The sequence below is a fragment of the Sulfuricurvum sp. genome (assembly GCF_023250475.1).
GTDB lineage: Bacteria > Campylobacterota > Campylobacteria > Campylobacterales > Sulfurimonadaceae > Sulfuricurvum.
Window position 1 is genome coordinate 1 of the sequence record NZ_JAHFAQ010000033.1, and the last position, 17,748, is coordinate 17,748.

Sequence of the window (17,748 nt, forward strand, 5' to 3'; positions counted from 1 at the left end):
TATAATTGATGATATTGCCTGCGATCAATGCACCATTGGGGATAATAATAGAGCGGTTATCGCTTGTTGTCAGAGTTGTCGAAAAGAGGTTAATGATTTTGACCGTCCCCATTACACCCGAAACTTCAATAAAATCACCGACTTTAAACGGCCGGAAAAAGATAATCAAAACGGCCGCACCGACATTGGCTAAAGTGTCTTTGAGTGCTAATCCGATTGCAAGACCCGCCGCACCGAAAACAGCGACAAATGAGGTGGTATTGATCCCGAGATTGCTCGCCGCTGCAACAATGATGGCGATCATTAACGCGACGTATATCGCATTTGCGGAGAACGATATTAACGTTTCATCGACTCGGGATTTGAACATCGCTTTTCGCATCAAAGAAATAGCTTTTCGCACAACCCATTTTCCGATAAAGAAAATGGCCAGAGCGCCTAAAATCTTTATCCCGTATTCGGTCCCGTATTCAACCGCGATTTGCGAATAGTGTTCCATTTTCTGCAACATCGGATTCTCCTTTTAACGGTACTCGACGATTTGTTTCAAATCAAGCCGTTTTTGCTCGCTTTGCGGATTCACCCGATATCCGAATGCACAGATAACGGCGACACTGCGTCCGTATTCGAGATCCAGAATCGCTTCGACTGACTCTTTATCAAACCCCTCAATCGGACAACTGTCGATTTTGAGCGTCGCCGCATAAGTCATCATATTTGCCAAAGGAATATAGCACTGCTTGGCCGTCCAATTCTCCAGCAATACCTCATCACATTCAATCGGCTCAAGATAATTTTTATAGACTCCCATATAGGTATCCACGGCTTCAGCAGAAAGTCCTCGTCGCTCAAACATCTTCCGTACATATACAGTACCGCTTCGTACGGTATCATTATCGGTCGTAAAGATCACGAGTTCTGAGCAATCGGTAATTTGAGCTTGATTCCAGCAGGCACTTTTGAGTGCTTTGCGCAGAGCAGGTTTACGAACTACGATCATTCTCCACGGCTCCATTCCAAAGGAAGAGGGAGAAGTTCGCGCTACCTCCAACAGTGAATCAAACTCCTGCTCAGGAATTTGTTTCTCGGTATCAAACTGTTTGCACGCATGGCGAAAGGCCATCGCACTTAAAAATTCTGACATTGTATTCTCCTCGACTGAATAAGTGCATCTATTTTAACGTAGAGTTCTTTATGGGGAGTAACAAGCGTCTCCAAAATAGGATGATATTTTAAATAGGTTTGCCATGCGACCTCTGAAGGGTTTATTCTGCCGCGTCTCATGAGCTCAAAACTGACCGCCGCATTGATAAACCCTTTCCACAGCCGTACTTCATCCTTATTGTCAAACCGGCTCGGATACCACAGCGGCTCGAGATCTTCATGGGCGTCGTAATAGCGCCCTTCCGAAAAAGAACGTTCAAACGATTCAAACGCTTTTGTTATACCCTCAAATTCTTGCGCCAATATCCCCGCCCTCCCCGAAGACTGATACATACATGATTCGGAAACTTTGCTCTAAATTCACCTAGCCTCTCACGTGAGCTTTTACCGCTGTCGCAGTAAAAAACAAAGACACTCCCCTCCGGTTCCTTTTTAAGAAGCGGAGGAGCGTAAAGGGTCGTCTCGGCTCCGTCAATCGGATTGAGTATCGTGTCAATCAGCAACACCTTTCTCCCCTGTCCTTCTAACACCTGTTTGCTTCTCAAGTACTCTTCTTGTGTCCATTCATCGACATCTAAATCGATCATCGGTTTTCCCATATCAGTTATTTTATGAGAGTTTAGCAAAGCTATAAAGGCTTTAGCCTTAGGATTTTAGGCTACACTTACGCTATGGCAAAGAAAAAGAAAAAAATGATCAAACTCAACCAATCCATCCGCCATTTTTTCGGCGATGAGGGATTTGACGAGGGGATAGAGCGCGTACCGACCGATGTACTCATCGCCCTCGCTCATACACTGGGAGTATTTAACAGTACGACCGATAAAACGGCTCTGATTAAAATGTTTCGCCGCTTGTGGTCGGAGGGAGAAATGGACAACCGTGAAATGATTGTCGCATTTTTCAAACATGAGGGGAAAACTTATCCCAACCCCAAACCCAAAGAGAAGCCGCATGAGAGGGAAGAGAAGATCGATGAGCTACTGGAAGCTTTCGACATCACCCTTGAAGAGCGCAGAGCATTGCATACTGCGTTTATGGATATACGTACCCGTAAAATCACCCCTGAAAAAATCGCGGCTAAACTAGAGCACATCCGGTACACGCTAAAACGCGAGATGCTTGAAAAAGCATTGGAGGGAAAATTCAATTTTGATGATTCGTTGGAGTATTACGCTTCGATCACCTATACCATCGGCGCTGAAACGTTTACCAAAATTCATGTTCTTAAAACATCGCCGCTCAATGAAAAACGACTTCATGAAGAGGAGATGGACGTATTAGTTCCCGAGATTAACGAGCTTAAATCGGCACTAACAAAACAAAAACAAGAGCAAACCGATCTGTTTTTATCCTCTCTCAATCTCACGTCTCATCGTTATCTTACCCAAGAGCAAATCATTGCTTCCCTTAAAAGTGCACCCCCTTCTACCCAAACCTACGGGACACTGAGTGTTGAAATTTTACGGGATGTTTTAGCACACCATTTACAAACACCTCTCACTTCGGTCACCAATGATGATTTAATCATAGAGATCGGCAGAGAACTGCCTCTCCCGCACCGCGAGGAGGCCCTCGCATACACCTTATCGCTCCATTTGGACGCTCGTGAACTAAGCCGTCAAATCTGGAATGAAGAAGAACTCACCATCACGACCATGGCAGAAGAGCAGAGTTCTCAGGAAGAACGAATCTTTTTGGAAGAGCTCGGACATCTCATCGAAGAGTGCCGTACACGCTCCAAACTGCTGGAGATGGATGACGAAACACTCTACAGTATTGCGTATGAACTCCTCCTCCCCTACCTCACCCTAGTACCCCATATCAGTTCCAAAACGTCTCGCCGGGTTCTATTCGCCTTCGATCAGCGTATTGCCGGAGAGCTGCTTAAACGTCAGCGCCAAGCGCTCCTCGCCCGAACAGTTCGCGATTTCAAAAATCTCTTTCCGCTCGCCCGCTCTCTCCGCCGCCGTCTCATTTTCCATACAGGACCGACCAACAGCGGTAAAACCTATACGGCATTTCAGCAACTCAAAAAAGCGGGAACAGGCTACTATCTCGCCCCTTTGCGTTTGTTGGCGTTAGAAGGGTACGAAACGCTTCGAGAACAAGGGATCAATGCATCGCTTATCACCGGAGAAGAACAGCTCCTTGATGAGGATGCAACCCACATCAGTTCTACCATCGAGATGCTGAGCTTCGAGACCGAGGTTGATTGCTGCGTCATCGATGAGGTACAGATGATCGACGACCGTGATCGCGGATGGGCATGGGCGAATGCCATCATCGGTGCTCCTGCCAAAACGGTTATTATGACGGGTTCTCCGAATGCCCGTGAAGCGATAATCGCCCTCGCCGAATATCTGAATGAGCCGTTGGAGATTGTCGAATTTGAACGGAAAAATCCTCTCGAACTGCTCAAATCCGCTACCTCTATCGACGCAATCGAGCCGAAAACCGCCGTGATAGCCTTTACCCGTTCCAATGCACTGCGTCTGAAACAGCAGCTCTCTAAAACGTATAAAACCAGTGTTATCTACGGGAATCTCAGCCCTGAAGTACGCAGAGAGGAAGCACGCCGTTTCCGCGAGGGGGAGACCGATATCCTCGTTGCGACCGACGCTATAAGTATGGGACTGAACCTACCGATCAAAACACTCCTCTTTTCCAAAGCCGACAAGTTCGACGGCCAAAATCAGCGTAATCTCACGGCAACCGAAGTACGCCAGATCTCGGGGCGGGCGGGACGTTACGGATTAAGCGAAAAAGGGTACGTCGGGGCACTCACCCCCGATGTCCTTAAAACAATTTCTACCCTTTTTACCAAAAACATCGAACCGATCGCGTTGCCGTTCAACGTTATGGCCAATTTCGATCATATCATGCTCGTCTCCAATATTTTGGAAGAGAGATCCCTCTCTAATATCGTTGACTTTTTCGTCCAAAATATGAAATTCGAAGGCCCTTTCCGCGCCGCAAATCTCGAATCCATGCAGGAGGCCTCCGCTATCGTCGACCGTTATGATCTCGATATGCGAACCAAATATACCCTTGCCACAGCCCCTTTATCTACCTCATCCCCGCTTGTAATGGTCGCTTATGAGCGCTATGTCAGAGCATTGGAGCAGAAAAAACCGATTGCCTACATCCCGCCGCAGCGTTTAGGAAACCATGCGTTGTCGATGGAGGAGCTTCAGGAAGCGGAAGATCGTATTAAAGAGATCAGTTTGTATCTGTGGCTCTCGTATCGGATGGGGGAATATTTCGTCGATGCGGAAAAAGCACGCGCTTTTCGGGGGGAGCTCAACCATTTTATCGAAAATTCTCTCCAACAAAGCCATTTTGTTCCGCGTTGCAAAACCTGCGGAAAACCTTTGGCTCCGCAGAGCGAATTTGCGATTTGTGAGAGCTGTTTCCGGCACCTTAGAACACCGCAAGCGCGCCCTGATCGCGGAGAAAAACGGTATCCCTCAAAGCGCCGTTAAAATATCGTCGTGCTGCTGCATCTTGACAAAAGAGTCAACCAGCTCCATATCAAGATGGTGCTGCATCGTTTTTTTCATCAACAGCAAGGTATCGTATGAACTCATCCGTTCTTTATACGAACGTTCCGTTGAAAGGGCATCAAAAACATCGCATACGGCAATTATTCGGGCAAACAATGTTATATTTTTTCCCATAAGCCCATCGGGATAGCCGCTCCCGTCAAGCTTTTCATGGTGATGGCGAATCCCGTCTAGAATAAGATTATCGTGAATGCCTATCTTCAAGGCAATCGAATGTCCATAGAGCGGATGGTGCTTCATCTCCGCAAACTCACTCTCGGTCAAACGCCCTTTTTTATTTGTTATTTTCGGATCGACCCTGCTTTTGCCCAAATCATGGAGCAACGCCGACATCCCAAGTTCCTGAAGGGTAACGGCGTTAAGTTCCAAATACGACCCAAGACTCAGCGAATAGATACAGACATTGATCGAGTGGGTATGGGTATAATAGTCGTACGCGGTAATTTTAATCATCGACTCGATTGCATGGCTATCACTGAAAATCGTATTGACGAACGTATTGACCACTTTTTTTGTTTTGGGAATATTTTCGAGCTCTTCGGGATTTTCAAACATCTCATCCAGAATAACGGAGGCTTGACGATAGATTACAGCCGCTTTTTTGATCACCGGTATATGTTCGTTCCGAGCGACCGCCTGAGCGATTTTATCCACAAACAGGTTATACAGATCAAGATCCGATTGACGTATATAGATAGCGTGCTGATGATCAATTTCCTCTTTGACATCGGCATCGACAGGGGTATGTTTTGACCAGAACAATGTTTTTTCAGAGAACTTTCCCGCTACCGTAAAAAGGTCAAACTCCAACGTATCACCGACATCAATAAGCCATTTTTCAATCTCTATATACATTGTGTTTTCTCTCTCATCATGCCGACGAATAATGCGTACTTTTTTTACATCCATCGTTATCTAACGCAACAAGTCCGAATAATCGTATTCGGAAGGGTTCAAAAAAATCTTTCCCTCACGAACATCAAGACGCCCGTCATTTTCGACTAACGCTTCAAATCTGTTTTTAATTTTTTTCTTCTCTTTGTCGTTATAGCGTTTGAGTTTCAAAAAAGATTTAAGAGAAACCCATTCCCCGATCTCGCTCTCCACCACATCGGCATTAATAGCGTCGACCGCTCTAGCCTCTTCCATAACGTCATCGACGGAAGCATGTGAAAGAAACTTTGTTGCTACCACATGCAAAACACTTCGTAATTGCGCATCCCGTTCTTTGTAAATTTGCTCCACTTTGACCCGCTCATCGATCAACATCTGCTCGCGCTGATCCCGCAAACGGTTTGTCTCTTTTTCAAGGACGTCCACTTTTTCACGAAGCCGTTCATTCTCTTGTTCAATGTATTGAGTATAACGTGTATCGCTTGCGATATTCGTTTGAACACTGCTCTTTACCGACTCGACGGCAACATATTTTACTCCGTTTTCCACGATGCAATCCAAACTTCCGCGGCGGATACGGTTATGAATCGCTTCCTTGGAAACATTGAAATACTCCGCCGCATCGGCAATTGTCATTTTTTTCATGGTCTTCCTTGGTTGTGTAGCATTTTAATAAACGCATTCACGATATCCATATCCAAATGGCCCGCCATCTGCTGTTTCATCAACAAAAGCGACTCAAATGAACTCATAGGATCTTTGTATGAGCGTTTCGTGGAAAGAGCGTCAAATACATCGCATACACCGATAATTCGGGCGAAATAGCTAATTTGATCCCCTTTAAGATTATCGGGATATCCTCTCCCCTCAATCTTTTCGTGATGATGGCGGATACCGCTCAAAATACGCTCATCATTGATACCCAATTTCAGGGCAATCTCATGTCCGTAAGCAGGATGATTCTTCATTTGAGTAAACTCTTCATCCGTCAGTTTACCGTTTTTGTTGATGATCTCGTAATCAATCTTGCTTTTTCCAAGATCGTGCAAGATTGCCGACATTCCCAAGATTTCAAGATCATTTCCCGAAATTCCCAAAAATGCCCCTAAACTTAACGTATAAATGCTCACATTGACAGAGTGGGTGTGGGTATAATAATCGTGCGCCGTGATTTTCATCAACGATTCTACCGCGCAGTGATCATTCAAAATAATTTCGATGGAGCTGTTAACTACATCTTTTGCATTTTTAACATTTTCAAGCGATTCAGGATTTTTAAACATTGCACTGACGGTTTCTGCCGCTTTCTCGTAAATAAGCTGCGCTTTTTGATCCGTTGGAATATCCCTGTTTTGGGCAATGCTTTGAAGGTGACGGCCAACATAGGCGCGATAAAGCGCTTCATCCTCTTCACTGACATAAAGTCCTTCAATTTCACGAAGCTTTACTTTGGCATTGCCATCAACCGCCGTGTCACTTTGCAAAAAGAGGCTCATGGCGCTTTTTGTATCATTCGGCAAAAAAAGATTAAAATCGATTTGTGACCCTTCGGTAATAAGTCGTTTATCGATCCGTTTGTACTTTTTCTGCTTCATTTCGAACTCTTATCGAAAATTATCAAAAACAAGCGGGGCTTCCCACTCCATACTTTTGATATGCGCCATAATTTTTTGGAGTTCATCAATCTGTTTGGATTTGATACGGATATGTTCCCCTTCGATAGCTACCGAAGCTTTTGTTTTCAGGTTTTTGATCTCAGCCTGAATTTTTTTAGCCTCTTTCGCATCGATAGTATCGACAATTTTATACGTTGCTTTTCGGGTTCCTCCGCTTGCATCCTCGGTTTTTAGTTCATTGAGCGCTTTGGAAGAGAGTCCCCGTTTAATGAGTTTACCGACAACAACATCTTTAAGTGCATCCAGCTTGTTATCGCTGGAGGCAAGGAGAATCAGCTGTTTCTCTTTTTCACGATAGTTGATCTCATAGGTGACTCCTTTGAAATCATAACGCCCTATAACCTCTTTTTCGGCTTGAGCGATCGCGTCTTTAAATGCTTGCAGATCAATTTTTGCGGAGATATCGAGAGAGTGTTCAGATGCCATACTACTGTCCTATATTTAATAACAGTTAGTATAACACAACCAAACCCTCAATGTTTTAAAAACTCACCCCGCCAAAATCCAAACCGCCGCCAAACGCTATCGCCCCATTCGGATCTTGATACCCCATCATAGCGCTTTTCATCCGAAGCATCTCAATGTCCTGCTTGGGTGCAATGCCCGAAGGGCAGACCGGAACGCATTCGCCGCAAAGGGTACAATCCCAAATTCCGTTAATTTGAATCGCTGCGATTTTGGCATCGCTGTTTTCTTCACGCGGGTCATTTACATAACGCCATACGCGGGTTAACGCAAAAGGGCCGATAAAATCGGGATTTACCGTATAGACCGGGCAGGCGCTAAAGCAGGATGTGCACAAAATACAATCGCTTTGTCTCTCAATACGTCCCATTTCTTCGGCACTTACCGTATCCTCTTTTGCCTTCTCTCTCCACGTCAACCCTGCACGGTCAAATCGTTCGATAGAAGAACTGTCAACGACTAAATCACGAATTACACGGCTATTTCGGAGCGGTTCAACCGTATCTCCCTCACTGGGTTTATACTCACACATCAGCTGTTCACGTCCGTTCACCCGTACGGCACAGCTCCCGCATACACCGCTTCGACAACCATGAGCATACGTTAATGTTGAGTCTATTTTGGTTTTGATATGATTTAGAACCGTAAGGAGTGTCACGTTTTCTAACTCGACGTTATACGTTTGCACCTCTTCGCTGTGGGAGCGTTTAATTTTAATCTCCATCAGTCACACCACTCTCTTTCATTCTCTTCTTCATCATCTTCAAAATCATCATCAATAGTTTCATTCATTGTATAAAATCTGCACATAACACACCATCCTCTTTCCATGTAATTGTATGAGCTCCAAACATTCGGTCGTTTCGCTCAGGAGCGTCGCTTCGATAATGCGCCCCTCGGCTCTCGACACGGCTGATTGCACTTACGACAATGATTTCTGCCAACTCGATTTTGTTTCCGAATTCAATAAACTCAACCAAATTGGTATTGCAGATTTTAGATTTATCGCGCGGCCCCATAAACGACAATTCCTTCTGCATCTGACGAATCGCCCCAAGCACCGCTTTAAGCCCCATATCATCACGCACCAACCCTACATTGTTATAAAAGATGTTTGCGAGCATCTCCTGTTTTTGGTAAAAATCGATCTGGTTGGTGAAATACATTACCCCGCGGACAAAATTGGTATCTTTTATCGACTGCGTATTGTCCAAAACAGGAACAGGGTATTTATTTCCGTACTCTGCTGCATTTTTACCGCACTCACGTCCGTAAACGATGAGTTCTAAGAGTGAATTTCCCCCCAAACGGTTTGCTCCGTGAGTTTTATGATTGGCACACTCCCCGACAGCAAACAAACCGCTAACACTGCTCATGCACTGCTCATTTACCTCGATCCCCCCCATGCTGTAATGGGCGGAAGGTTTGATCGGAATCAATTCATGCACCGGATCGATCCCTTCATAGAGCTTTGCGAGCTTTCGCTCTTGAGGAAGTTCATGATCGATAAATTTCTCCCCGAGATGGCGGATATCGAGATACACGGCACCGCTCTTGCTCATCTCCTCATGAATAGCACGTGCAACGACATCACGAGGCGCCAACTCATCGGTAAAACGTTCTCGATTGCCATTGAGTAAATATCCTCCGGCACCCCGTGCACTCTCGCTAATCAGAATCGAGGAGCTTTTTAACGCCGTAGGATGAAACTGGATAAATTCCATATCCGCAAGTTTTACCCCTGCACGTACGGCTGCCGCCAATCCGTCCCCCGTCGCTTGAACAGAATTGGTCGAGTGTTTCCCATAAAGGGCGCCGTATCCGCCTGTAGCGAGAATCACTGAATCGGCACGGATCTCTTCGACCTCACCGCTCTCAATATGCAAAAATGTTGCCCCTAACACCCGGTTAGTCTCTTGATTTACAATAAGATTCAGCAAAAAACGATCGTTCCTAAATTCAACCCCCGCTTTGAGACATTGATCAAATAGCGTATGAAGAAGTTTTAGCCCCGTATAATCCTGTGCATAGCAAGCTCGCGGAGCCGAAGCACCGCCGAGCCTCCGTCGGGCGATCTCTCCGCGCTCATTACGACTGAACGGCAAGCCGATAGTATTGCACCAACGAACCGCTTCGGGAGCCTTTTCACACATTTGGGTAATTCGTGCTTCATCGCCTAATCCTGCGGATGAGCGGAGGGTATCGGCGATATGACTTTCAATAGAGTCATCAGAAGCTAAAACCGCATTCATCCCCCCCTGTGCCATCGAAGTTTGAGATCGAGTGGGCAGGGTTTTGGAAGCGACAATCACTTCGGCACCGCTTTCTTTAGCCGAAAGTGCGCTCACCAAACCTGCACCGCCACTGCCGATAATCAATACTTTTGCCATAATATAGACTCCTTATTGTTGCGATTGTACCTCATCGGGTGTTAGCGGTGACTCAAAAATCAATACTAATTTTTTCGCTACAATACCTATCAAAAAAAGACTATGCAAACTTTATTCTCTATTATGGGTATCTACCTCTTTATCGCTGTCGGTTTCGGTGCCAAATGGTCGTTTAAAGAAAAGATTGATGACCGCACGATTACCCTGCTTAGTGTCTACTTTTTACAGATATTTCTCACCTTTTGGGGACTTCTCAAACGTCCCATCGATACGGAACTTCTCTTTGCCCCTTCTTTATATCTGGGTATCTCTCTTATAGCCCTATTACTGATGATCCCCCTTGCCAGAATACTTTTTCATAACCCAAAAGAGTGCTCCATCGCCACCGTAGCCGCCCTTATCGGAAATACCGGAAATCTCGGAATTCCATTGGGTATCGCCCTTTTTGGAGAGATGAGCGTCCCCTATCTCACCCTCATCAATCTCGTCAATGTCTTCGTCGTTTATACGATCGGAGTTTTCTACTATTCGCGCGGCGAGTTCAGCGTACGCGGTTCATTAATGAATATCCTCAAACTTCCCGTCCTTTGGGCGGCGATGGTTGCAATCGCATTGAACCTCATCGGATATGTTCCGAGTCCCGCCGTCGATAAAACATTGATGATGGGTGCGTACGCGTCCATGACTATGCAACTCGTATTGTTCGGCATCTATCTATATGGGATAAAACTCGGTGAAATCAATCTTCGCCTCACAGCTTGGGTCAACGGAACAAAATTTATCCTGATACCTCTCATTGCGTTTGTCGTGTTAGGGATGGTGGAAATGGATAGCACCGTGAAAGGGATTTTATTTTTAGAGCTGATCGTTCCGCTAGCCGTGGCTAACGTCAATTTGGCATCGCTCTATAACTGCTTGCCCCGAACCGTGACAGTGGAGGTATTTACGACATCGGTCGTATTTTTGGGAATCGCCCTGATATTACCGACATTATTGCATTTTCTCTAACGTATCTATCGAGCAATATTTTTATCTTTTTTATTCGTATACATGGATTGATCCGCACTTCGGAACAACTCGGTAAACGTATGTGCCGTATCTTCGCTGTAGGCTATGCCGTAACTGCATTCAATCATAATTATTCCCCGTTCAAAGACCAAAGGCATACTGAGCAGTTCTGCTTCGATTTGTTTGGCTATGGATTGTGCATCTTCCACAGACGTATGAGGCAAAAGCGCCATAAATTCATCTCCCCCAATACGGAAAAGATAATCCCGTCCTTTAAGATTTTGGCGAACGACCGATACAAAACGTTTGAGTACCTCATCTCCGATATCATGGCCGTAAATATCGTTGATCGGTTTGAATTTATCCAAATCAAACAAAATAATTGAGGCCGAAAGACGGCTTTGGGCATACTGCGACAGCACCTGATTAAGCTTAAGTCTGTTATGCGCTCCGGTTAATTCATCTACCTCTGCCGAAATCCGAATAGAATCAAACGAATCCGCCAATTCTCCTCTAATTTTGTTAAAAACATTTTTTAAATGATCCAATTCGGCGATTGATGTGTTAACAACTACTTCGTTACGCAAATTATTTTTTAACATCATCGAATCGACCTGAGATACAAAATCATCCAGCGGATTGATAAACTCTTTTTTAAGCATAAGGTAGAGGACAAAAGAGATGGAAAAGAGTGTAACGATAAAAATAGCCACAATGATTTTGAACACATAGGTACTGCTTACCCAAAATTCCCCCATCGGAAAAACCAGTTCAAGCATTCCCGCACTTTCTCCCACCTGAGCATTGGTGTGGCACTTCAAGCACGTTTGTTCAAACTTGATCGTGTAGTGATAATGGATCATACCGTTTTCAAACAACTCCATCTCATCTTGATCGATCATTTCAAAAGGAGACTGCCCCTCACGTTTTCCGAACAAGGCATCCACCAAAGGTCCGCGATAGAGTTTGACGTGAAGATTCTTTTGTCCCTCATTAATCCGCTGGGTCATGGTATCAATTTCATGTTTTCCCCATCCGTTTTGCATGGCAGTGTAAAACATCGTAAAAATCATCCGACCAGTCTGTTTGGTTTGATCTTTGACCGGATTTTGATTGCTTTGACTTACCAATATCCAATACAATGCAAAAATTGTAATTCCAAACACCGCCGATAAGGCAACAACCTGTTTTACAAAAGAACCGAACCGCTTGATATCACTTGCTTTTTTCAATCTACCTCTTTTATCCATATATCTATTATAGTATTAGCACCCAATCGTTAAAAGATTCCTAAAAGCAATGAGAATGGAAGAGATTTCGCAGTATTTGGAACTAAATACTGCGAATATTATCAATGGTTGATGCGATTAGGCGCTCACGCGCTTCACATGATGTCCATGCGATATGGGGAGTTATGTAGAGACGTTCGGGGTGTTTGATAGCCAGCAGAGGGTGCGGTGTTTTCATCGGTTCTTTGGAGAGAACATCGAGTCCGACAAAAATCGGTTTAACGTCGATGATAACCGAAAGGGCATCTTCATCGACAATTCCTCCCCGTCCGAGATTGAGCAAAACGGCACCGTCTTTCATCTGCAACAGTTCGGAGTGAGAGATCAGATTCTCGGTAGATGCGTTAAGCGGTGCATGAATAGAGATAACATCGCTGTTTTCGATCAAACGGCTGAGGGTCGTTTTCTCAAACTCTCCGTTTTCGTTTTTACCCGACGTCGAGTAGTAACAGATGTTAGCACCAAATACCCGTGCCACACTTGCTACACTTCGGCCGATTTCACCCAATCCGATAATTCCCCATGTTTTACCGTGCAATTCATTGAAAGAAGGACCGATATGGGCGAATACTGCCTCTCTTTGCCACTCTCCATTTTTGACATACTCGTCGTAATAACGCGAATGCCCCATCAAATAAAATAACATCGAGAAGGTATGCTGTACTACCGCATCGGTCGAGTAACCCGCCACATTTTTGACGGCAATACCCCGACGTAGCGCTGCAGCGTGATCGATGTTGTTTATCCCCGTCGCCGCAACGCAAATCAGTTTAAGGGCAGGTGCGGCTTCCATCACAGCGTCGTTGATAACCACTTTGTTAGTAACAATTACTTCGGCATCGCGAACACGTTCCGGCGTCTCATCTGCAGACGTTGTCAAATAGGCTGTAACCTCACCGAATGCATCAAATCCCGCTAATGACGTATCCCCGTAAGTTAGTGTATCAAGGAGGACTATCTTCATGCGTCCTTGATCCCTTTAATCAATTTCTTCGCTTTTTTAAGTGCTTTATTCACTTTGTCAAACACTAAAACAACCGCCATCCGTCGCCCCACATGGGCTTCAGGTTTACCGAACACACGGACAAAACTGTTATCATCGAAGAGTTCATCGGCCACATCGATCATCGGTTCATGGGATTCAACTGTCGATTTAAACGCCGCACTTGCCCCATCACCATAGAAGGTAAAACCAAGAGGTAGCCCTAATACTGCACGGACATGGAGGGCGAATTCACTCTGACTTTGGGTAATCAATGTAACCATCCCGGTATCGTGCGGTCTTGGACTCACTTCGCTAAAATAGACATCGTCCCCCGCCACGAACAGTTCAACGCCGAATAACCCTTTACCGCCCAGTCCGTCGGTAATCGCTTTGGCGATCTTTTGAGAACGTTTGAGCGCTTTTTTGGACATTTGCATCGGCTGCCAGCTGTAAATGTAATCACCCTCTTTTTGAATGTGACCGATCGGCTCGCAGAAGACTGTTTCGACACCATTGCGAGCTGTTAATAATGTGATTTCGTAATCAAAACGGATAAATTCCTCAACGATCAGCTCACTCGCATCCCCGCGCGCCTCTTTGGCAATCTCCCATGAGTTTTCCAAATCAAACGGGGTATGGGCGATACTTTGTCCGTGACCCGATGAACTCATCACCGGCTTGATAACACACGGGAATCCAACCTCATCTGCTGCTGTACACATATCTTCATAGGTACTCACAAAATGATAACGGCTTGTTTTCAGTCCTAACTCCTCCGCGGCAAAACGGCGAATATTCTTACGGTTCATCGTTTTATTGACGGCTTCGGCATTGGGGATAACGCAAAACCCTTCGGCCTCTGCGGCAAAAAGAGCATCAATGCTAATCGCTTCGATTTCAGGGAGAATGAAATCCGGCTTCTCTTTACGGATCAGTTTCAATACCGCTTCTTCATCTTGCATATTGATCACATGCGATCGGTTTGCAACGAGATGTGCCGGAGCATTTTTATAACGGTCTACCGCGATTACCTCAATCCCGAGACGCTGTGCTTCGATTGCCACTTCTTTACCGAGTTCACCGGAACCCAACAGCATGATTTTTTTAGAATTATTTTTAAGTGGTGCGCTAAAGAGCATGAAAAAAGCCTTGTGCAGAAATGTTTACACTAAGTTTATCATAGGGTTAGTAAAGTTTTTGTTACAGAGAAGAAGATTGCAGGGAGAAGAGGGTGTAACCCAAGCGCCGAAGCGCGAGGAACTACAGGCGAGATTCGTAACGTCGCATCATATACAAACGTTTTAACATCTTTTTGCGAGCGCTGATTTTGAACTGTTTACGTTTTTCAGTCTCTGTAACATGGTTACGGCGAGCACGAGCTTCAGTAACAATCAGATTACGATCTGTTTGTTTCTTGAAACGACGGTATGCAGCATCAAAGTTATCATCTTGGCGTAAGATAATTCCAGGCATTCACATCACCTACTTTCTATTTAAAATTTTGAATGGGAATTCTACCATAGTTTTCAACCGAATAAGCTTTTTATCTGAATAAAGTTATTATTTTATCACTAAAGCCGTATGGAGTTTTGAATGAATCCCCGAAAAAAATTGATGTGGCTGATTTTTATCGGCATGATGATCCCCCCTGTCGTATGGATTTTATTATTGGCATTTTCGCATCTCTTTACGATAGATGAGTTGATTTCAATCCTGTTTTCTCTCCCTATGGCACTGTATATGGCCGTTGCGACATCCGCAATGATTTTTGGGTTCAACCATGCTCTCCTAAAAATCGAAACGCTTATGAAAAGTACAAACCATAATGAGGAAACGGCCGCTATTATTTCCAAGCTCCCCTATTGGTTTTTAGTCGGTCAGCTTCTTTATACGTCGATAGGGCCCGCGGTAGTGCTCTCAGGAAAATCGTTTATCACTATGGAGCGATTTTTTCTCGCGGAAGCGGCCGTCCTGCCGCTGTTATTGCTCTTTATTATTCCTGTTTTTATTTTGTTTGTTATTCGGCTCGAAGAGTGGGTTAGCAGTGTTCCTCTAAGTGAGCGTCACCCCTTTATCACTTTCGGAAAAAAAATGGTTCTTGCTATATTTACAACCATTTTAGGCAATATCGTCTTACTCGTCTTGCTAAATGCCATTTTACTTTTTTCCATACCGAGTCTCGACTTATCAACGCTCTTGAGTAAAAATATTATTGTTGCCGTGATAGGAATAGCCATCTCGGCACTTAATATTACCCTTCTGGTAGCGCAAGTAACTCGTCCACTCAGAAGCCTGACCCATAATCTCAAAACCGACTTATTCGACCTGACAAAATCGTTTCGGGGATTTACCCGCGACGAAACGGGAAGTATGATGAACTGCTTAAACCGTTTTGTGGCCGAAACGGAGCACTCAATCTCCCATGCCAAAGAAATAGCGGCCGCCAATCTGAATTCCGCGCAAACGCTTGATACGATCAACACCCATATAAAAAGCCGTGTTCATGAAAGCAATACCATCACCCGCACTACGTCAGAACAGGCCCATTCAATTCAAACCATTGTGAATGAGGGGGCAGAAAATTTCACCGTAACTCTTGAAAATATGAATCATGCCGTGGGTCTGCTCCATCACGGACGGCAGGAACTCTCTACACTTTTGGATACGATTTCACACAGTACTGAACTTGAAACGGAACTGGGAAATAAGCTTGAGCAACTCAACTCCGAAGCCTCTCAAGTGCAAAAAATTCTTTCCGTCATCGGTGATATTGCCGATCAAACCAACCTGCTCGCCCTGAATGCCGCCATCGAAGCGGCACGTGCAGGAGAACACGGAAGAGGATTTGCCGTTGTATCCGATGAAGTTCGAAAACTTGCCGAACGGACTCAAAAAAGTCTGACAGAAATCAATGCTACCATCAATGTTATCGTCCAAAGTATTGCCGATGCAACGGAACAAATGCACCTAAATACCAAAGCCATGCAAAATGTGACTATGATCTCACAGCGGGTTGATAAAGACATCAATGAAACGGTCGGTGCAATGGAACAAACCAATACTATGACAAAACAAAGTGTCACCAATTCTCAAACTATTGTAAACCACATCGATTCCATGTTGGTTCAAATGGAAAAACTCGGCTCGATCTCATCGGCCAATGATGCCTCTATGCAGGAGCTCTCTGCTATTGTACAAACAATCGCATCTTCCGCCGATGCACTCAATACCCAACTGGGACAATTTAAGACACATTAATAAAGCCCCGTTTCGCTAAAATAACTTTATGATTACCCAAGACTCCATCGAGGCTCTCAAGGCCCGACTTGACATTGTTGATGTAGTCGGCACCTATGTCGAGCTGAAACGGGCGGGAAGCAGCTTCAAAGCTCCCTGCCCGTTTCACGATGAAAAATCTCCTAGCTTTGTTGTTAATCCCTCACGGCAAAAGTACCATTGTTTCGGATGCGGTGCGGGGGGAGACTCCATCAATTTCGTAATGGAGTACGAAAAACTCAGCTATCCCGAAGCCATCGAAAAACTTGCCGCTTCGGTCAACTTTACCCTCCATTACACCGATAACGCACCGCAAAAAAAACGCTCTAATCTCCTTGAAGCCATTAATGAGTGGTATCAAAAACTTTTAGAACAAAACAAAACGGCGCAGAGTTATCTCCACGAACGGGGGATTTACGCCTCCAGTATCGAGCGGTTCGGAATCGGTTATGCCCCGACATCACCCGAAACGCTCCGCTTTTTAGAACAGCGCAAACTCTCTACCGTTGAAGCGATTGAACAAGGTGCCATCGGACGCGGGGAGGAGGGACGCCTCTTTGCCCGCTTTATCGAGCGGATCACGTTTCCGATCCACTCTACCAGCGGAGCCATCGTCGGATTCGGCGGACGGACAATCACGGGACATCAGGCAAAATATGTCAACTCGTCTCAAAGTGCCATATTCAATAAATCACGCCTCCTATACGCCTATCATCTTGCACGGGAAGCTATTTTTCGACGTCGGGAGATCATCGTTACCGAAGGGTATTTGGATGTCGTTATGCTCCATCAGGCAGGATTTACCCATGCTGTCGCAACGTTGGGAACCGCACTGACGGCCGAACATTTACCCCTCTTACGCAAAGGTGAACCCAAAGTATTTGTCGCGTATGACGGAGACAAGGCGGGACGTGCCGCTGCATTCAAAGCGGCAAAACTTCTCAGCACCTCAGGGTTTGACGGAGGGGTCATATTATTTGAGGGGGGATTAGATCCCGCCGATATGATCAAAAGCGGGCAAATAGAACAGCTTAA

The 17,748-nt window shown here is 45.2% G+C and carries 18 protein-coding genes; 4 read left to right on the top strand and 14 right to left on the bottom strand.

What is annotated here, in order from left to right; all coding sequences use genetic code 11:
* From Q0C19_RS04830 to Q0C19_RS04845, 4 genes are all read right to left on the bottom strand, one after another.
* Positions 1-511, bottom strand: a 511-nt coding sequence (locus Q0C19_RS04830) for a mechanosensitive ion channel domain-containing protein (protein WP_295053302.1), incomplete at its 3' end; no start/stop codon positions are given.
* 12 nt (positions 512-523) lie between these two features.
* On the bottom strand, positions 524-1,144 hold the full coding sequence (locus Q0C19_RS04835) for an NAD(P)H-dependent oxidoreductase (protein WP_295053305.1): 621 nt from the start codon (positions 1,142-1,144) through the stop codon (positions 524-526).
* The gene (locus Q0C19_RS04840; RefSeq protein ID WP_295053309.1) at positions 1,129-1,467 is read right to left on the bottom strand and encodes a DUF309 domain-containing protein; all 339 of its coding nucleotides are present in this window, start codon (positions 1,465-1,467) and stop codon (positions 1,129-1,131) included. Before Q0C19_RS04840 ends, Q0C19_RS04835 begins: the two co-directional genes overlap by 16 nt.
* A complete protein-coding gene (locus Q0C19_RS04845; protein ID WP_295053311.1) occupies positions 1,443-1,763 on the bottom strand; it encodes a hypothetical protein in 321 nt (106 codons plus the stop codon). Before Q0C19_RS04845 ends, Q0C19_RS04840 begins: the two co-directional genes overlap by 25 nt.
* A 72-nt stretch (positions 1,764-1,835) precedes the next feature.
* Between Q0C19_RS04845 and Q0C19_RS04850 the strand changes: the two genes are divergently transcribed.
* Positions 1,836-4,649, top strand: coding sequence for a helicase-related protein (locus Q0C19_RS04850; protein ID WP_295053313.1), 2,814 nt, complete (start codon positions 1,836-1,838; stop codon positions 4,647-4,649).
* Here Q0C19_RS04850 and Q0C19_RS04855 read toward each other — a convergent pair.
* The 6 genes from Q0C19_RS04855 to Q0C19_RS04880 all read right to left on the bottom strand — a co-directional run bounded on the left by Q0C19_RS04855 (position 4,635) and on the right by Q0C19_RS04880 (position 10,155).
* Positions 4,635-5,639 carry an HD-GYP domain-containing protein gene (locus tag Q0C19_RS04855; RefSeq protein WP_295053316.1) on the bottom strand — a complete coding sequence of 335 codons (1,005 nt, stop codon included), beginning with the start codon at positions 5,637-5,639 and terminating at the stop codon, positions 4,635-4,637. The two genes, Q0C19_RS04850 and Q0C19_RS04855, sit on opposite strands and share 15 nt — an antisense overlap.
* Positions 5,640-5,645: 6 nt before the next feature.
* Entirely contained in the window at positions 5,646-6,269 is a 624-nt protein-coding gene (locus Q0C19_RS04860) for a DNA-binding protein (protein ID WP_295053318.1), read from the bottom strand.
* Positions 6,266-7,219, bottom strand: a complete 954-nt coding sequence (locus Q0C19_RS04865; protein WP_295053319.1) for an HD-GYP domain-containing protein — start codon at positions 7,217-7,219, stop codon at positions 6,266-6,268. The genes Q0C19_RS04860 and Q0C19_RS04865 overlap by 4 nt, the downstream gene beginning before the upstream one ends.
* Before the next feature lie 9 nt (positions 7,220-7,228).
* Entirely contained in the window at positions 7,229-7,726 is a 498-nt protein-coding gene (locus Q0C19_RS04870; RefSeq protein WP_295053321.1) for a YajQ family cyclic di-GMP-binding protein, read from the bottom strand.
* A 55-nt stretch (positions 7,727-7,781) separates the two neighbouring features.
* Positions 7,782-8,489, bottom strand: a complete 708-nt coding sequence (locus Q0C19_RS04875) for a 2Fe-2S iron-sulfur cluster-binding protein (protein ID WP_295053324.1) — start codon at positions 8,487-8,489, stop codon at positions 7,782-7,784.
* 64 nt (positions 8,490-8,553) lie between these two features.
* Positions 8,554-10,155 carry an FAD-dependent oxidoreductase gene (locus Q0C19_RS04880; protein WP_295053327.1) on the bottom strand — a complete coding sequence of 534 codons (1,602 nt, stop codon included), beginning with the start codon at positions 10,153-10,155 and terminating at the stop codon, positions 8,554-8,556.
* 102 nt (positions 10,156-10,257) lie between these two features.
* On the opposite strand from Q0C19_RS04880, the gene Q0C19_RS04885 reads away from it, so the two are divergent.
* Entirely contained in the window at positions 10,258-11,163 is a 906-nt protein-coding gene (locus Q0C19_RS04885; protein ID WP_295053329.1) for an AEC family transporter, read from the top strand.
* A 5-nt stretch (positions 11,164-11,168) separates the two neighbouring features.
* Here Q0C19_RS04885 and Q0C19_RS04890 read toward each other — a convergent pair whose 3' ends face one another.
* The 4 genes from Q0C19_RS04890 to rpsU all read right to left on the bottom strand — a co-directional run bounded on the left by Q0C19_RS04890 (position 11,169) and on the right by rpsU (position 14,910).
* A complete protein-coding gene (locus Q0C19_RS04890; protein ID WP_295053331.1) occupies positions 11,169-12,395 on the bottom strand; it encodes a GGDEF domain-containing protein in 1,227 nt (408 codons plus the stop codon).
* A 100-nt stretch (positions 12,396-12,495) separates the two neighbouring features.
* On the bottom strand, positions 12,496-13,416 hold the full coding sequence (locus tag Q0C19_RS04895) for a D-2-hydroxyacid dehydrogenase (protein ID WP_295053333.1): 921 nt from the start codon (positions 13,414-13,416) through the stop codon (positions 12,496-12,498).
* Positions 13,413-14,576, bottom strand: a complete 1,164-nt coding sequence (gene purT / locus Q0C19_RS04900; protein ID WP_295053336.1) for a formate-dependent phosphoribosylglycinamide formyltransferase — start codon at positions 14,574-14,576, stop codon at positions 13,413-13,415. The genes Q0C19_RS04895 and purT overlap by 4 nt, the downstream gene beginning before the upstream one ends.
* 121 nt (positions 14,577-14,697) lie before the next feature.
* On the bottom strand, positions 14,698-14,910 hold the full coding sequence (rpsU, locus tag Q0C19_RS04905) for a 30S ribosomal protein S21 (RefSeq protein ID WP_013458942.1): 213 nt from the start codon (positions 14,908-14,910) through the stop codon (positions 14,698-14,700).
* A 120-nt stretch (positions 14,911-15,030) separates the two neighbouring features.
* On the opposite strand from rpsU, the gene Q0C19_RS04910 reads away from it, so the two are divergent.
* A complete protein-coding gene (locus Q0C19_RS04910; protein ID WP_295053339.1) occupies positions 15,031-16,695 on the top strand; it encodes a methyl-accepting chemotaxis protein in 1,665 nt (554 codons plus the stop codon).
* 28 nt (positions 16,696-16,723) lie between these two features.
* Positions 16,724-17,748, top strand: a 1,025-nt coding sequence (gene dnaG, locus Q0C19_RS04915; RefSeq protein ID WP_295053341.1) for a DNA primase, incomplete at its 3' end; no start/stop codon positions are given.